Below are 2,623 nucleotides of genomic sequence, written 5' to 3'. Positions count from 1 at the left end.
GCCAGCGCAACCTGCAGATCGGCGCCGCGCGGCAGATCCCCGTGGGCGACCCCGGCAGCGATGTCTTCGTCAATATTCCGGAGGGTGGCGGCGGTACCCGCAGCGTGTTCGACACCCTGGAGCAGCTGGCGTTGTCGCTGGAGTCCAACACCCCCAACGCGGCCGCGGTCGGTGACCTGGAGAGTGCCCTCAATCACCTCGACGGCTTCCGCGCCAAGGTGGGGGCGAGACAGAACGCCATCGACAGCCACCGGGATTTCAATGAAGACGTCAAGCTGGAGGCGCAGAAGCGGCTATCGGAAGTGCAGGACCTGGACTACGCTGAGGCCATCAGTCGCCTCAACCTGCAACAGGCCGGCCTGGAGGCCTCGCAGCAGAGCTTTGCGCGCATACAGAACCTGTCGCTGTTCAACTTCCTGTAGGCCACGGCCCGCGGCGGTGATACGAAAAAGGGCGCCCCGGCTGAACGGGGCGCCCTTTTTGTCGTCTTGAGCGCTGACTAGGTGCCGGCGAGGATGCTGGAGCTGATGCTGTCGACGGTGATGTCGTAGAGGATGGCGTTGCCGCTGATGCTGTCTTTGCAGGTGATCTTCATCTGGATGGCGCCGATCTCGGGAACGATGTAGATGCGGCCGGAATGCTCTGACTGCTTATAAGTGCAGAGATCGAAGATATCGAAGGTGATCGGTAGTGTGTCGCCGACATTGACGTCCGGGATGACTTTGCCGTTGAAGTTGATCTCCAAGGGGTTGGCGTAGTTGCCGATGTTGGTGTTGATCTGGGTGCTATCACCGACGACCTTGATTGAGTTGGTAAATCTGCCGACATCGCTCTGGCAGTTTGTAACACCAATGACACAGCCATCCATGAGAAAGTATTCCACCGTGTAGACGTCGTTGATGAACAGGGGTGATTTCAGCGTGATCACCGGCTCTTGACCGCCAATAATATCGTTGTCGGGATTAGCGGGGGCGGAACTTCTGCCGCCGGTGGTATTCAGCCAATAGTACTGAGGCTGGGAAGGGCTAAAATTCGGGTGACCACCCATGGCCACCAGCCGCTCGGTGCCGGCGGTGGCAAGGGGGATATTTGGGTCGGATTTGGGATCGTCCTGGTGGATGTATTGAATTACCCTCGTTTCGGTGGGGATGCAGGGTGTACCCGCTGCATCGTTCAGACAGAACAGGTAACGCTTTTCTATCACGTCGTAAGGCTCGCCGCCATTGCTCACATTGCCATCTGGGGAGGTCAGGGGGGAGTAATTGCCCCATTGGACCTCCAGTATTCCGCTGCGGAAGTCGCCAATACTGGGGCCGGCCGTGGTAGTGGCAAACACGTTGTAACGAATCCAGTCGCCCTGTTTGTAAACGCGCAGATTGTCGCTCTTGCGGTAGTAGGGCGGCTCCGGTTCTTTCTTCTTCACCAGGCAGCCGGTGAGGGCGACGGCGGTGAGGGTCATGAGCGCGATGGCGGCGATCATTCGGGGGGACTTTGTCATCGGTGTTGTTCCTTGCTGGCGGCAGACTGCGTGTGCGGCGGCGTATTTTGCAGATCCAATAATAGTTGACCCATAGGATGCCTTTTAGTTTGTATCGGCGCAAAGCCCGGGACCCTCAAGGCTTGACGGCAATGCTATGCTAACGGCTGTTTTTCCAGCGAGTAAAGTCCCTTCATGAGCCGTCATTCCGCCTCCACCCCTGCTGTTTCCACGGGCTTCGACATCGATTGCCGCCGCTGCCCGCGCCTCAGCCGGTTTCTCGATGAGGTACAACAGGATTACCCCGACTATCACGCCCGCCCGGTGGCCCCCTTTGGCGCCGCGCGGCCGTCGCTGCTGATCGTCGGTCTGGCCCCCGGCATGCACGGCGCCAATGCCACCGGCCGGCCCTTCACCGGCGATCACGCCGGCATCCTGCTCTATCAGACCCTGTTCGACTACGGCTTCAGCAGTGCACCGGTGTCCGAATCGGCGCGCGACGGCCTGAAGCTGCGCGACTGCCGCATCACCAACGCAGTGAAGTGCCTGCCACCGCAGAACAAGCCGGTGGGCGCGGAGATCAAGGCCTGCAACGATTTCCTGCGTGCAGAGCTGGAAGGTCTGAAAAAGGGCGCGGTGGTGCTGGCCCTGGGCAGCATCGCCCACCAGTCGGTGGTGCGTGCCTTCGGCCTGCGGCAGAAGGATTTCCGCTTCGCCCACAATGCCCTGCACGAGCTGCCGGGCGGACGCCGGCTGCTGGATTCCTACCACTGCAGCCGCTACAACACGCAGACACGGCGCCTCACCGAGCCCATGTTCCGCGCCGTGTTCCAGCAGGCGCGGGATCTCATTGATGCCAGGTAGCGGGCCATGCCTGTGATAAAGGTAAATATTCACCACAGAGGCACGGAGTGCACGGAGAAAAACTTATGGTTCGTTGTCTCCGTGTGCTCCGTGCCTCTGTGGTGAATAGAGATTTTTTGTCGGCATCGTGGGCATGGCCTGCCCCTTGCTTTCGGTCGCTTTGCCGTCAAATTTGTGGGAGCGGCTTTAGCCGCGAATGGCGTGTAAAAATGCTTCGCGGCTAAAGCCGCTCCCACAACGTATGTGTAGGATGATTGAGTCCGATGACTGAAAAGAACGTGT

Annotated in this window: 3 protein-coding genes; 2 read left to right on the top strand and 1 reads right to left on the bottom strand. The window is 59.7% G+C overall.

The window, feature by feature from the left end:
- Window positions 1-422, top strand: a 422-nt coding sequence (locus tag ENJ19_10050; GenBank protein ID HHM06066.1) for a flagellar hook-associated protein 3, incomplete at its 5' end; no start/stop codon positions are given.
- A gap of 77 nt (window positions 423-499) precedes the next feature.
- Here ENJ19_10050 and ENJ19_10045 read toward each other — a convergent pair.
- Window positions 500-1,480, bottom strand: a complete 981-nt coding sequence (locus tag ENJ19_10045; GenBank protein ID HHM06065.1) for a hypothetical protein — start codon at window positions 1,478-1,480, stop codon at window positions 500-502.
- A gap of 192 nt (window positions 1,481-1,672) precedes the next feature.
- Between ENJ19_10045 and ENJ19_10040 the strand changes: the two genes are divergently transcribed.
- Window positions 1,673-2,341 (top strand): uracil-DNA glycosylase, encoded by a 669-nt coding sequence (locus ENJ19_10040; GenBank protein HHM06064.1) that lies wholly within the window; start codon window positions 1,673-1,675, stop codon window positions 2,339-2,341.
- Window positions 2,342-2,623 lie beyond the last annotated feature (282 nt).

The sequence above is a fragment of the Gammaproteobacteria bacterium genome (genome assembly GCA_011375345.1).
Classification (GTDB): domain Bacteria; phylum Pseudomonadota; class Gammaproteobacteria; order DRLM01; family DRLM01; genus DRLM01.
This window is presented reverse-complemented; position numbering and strand designations above follow the sequence as displayed.

Coding starts and splice junctions, on each gene's coding strand:
- ENJ19_10045 (HHM06065.1), bottom strand. CDS start 1,480: ATGATCGCCGCCATCGCGCTCATGACCCTCACCGCCGTCGCCCTCACC.
- ENJ19_10040 (HHM06064.1), top strand. CDS start 1,673: ATGAGCCGTCATTCCGCCTCCACCCCTGCTGTTTCCACGGGCTTCGAC.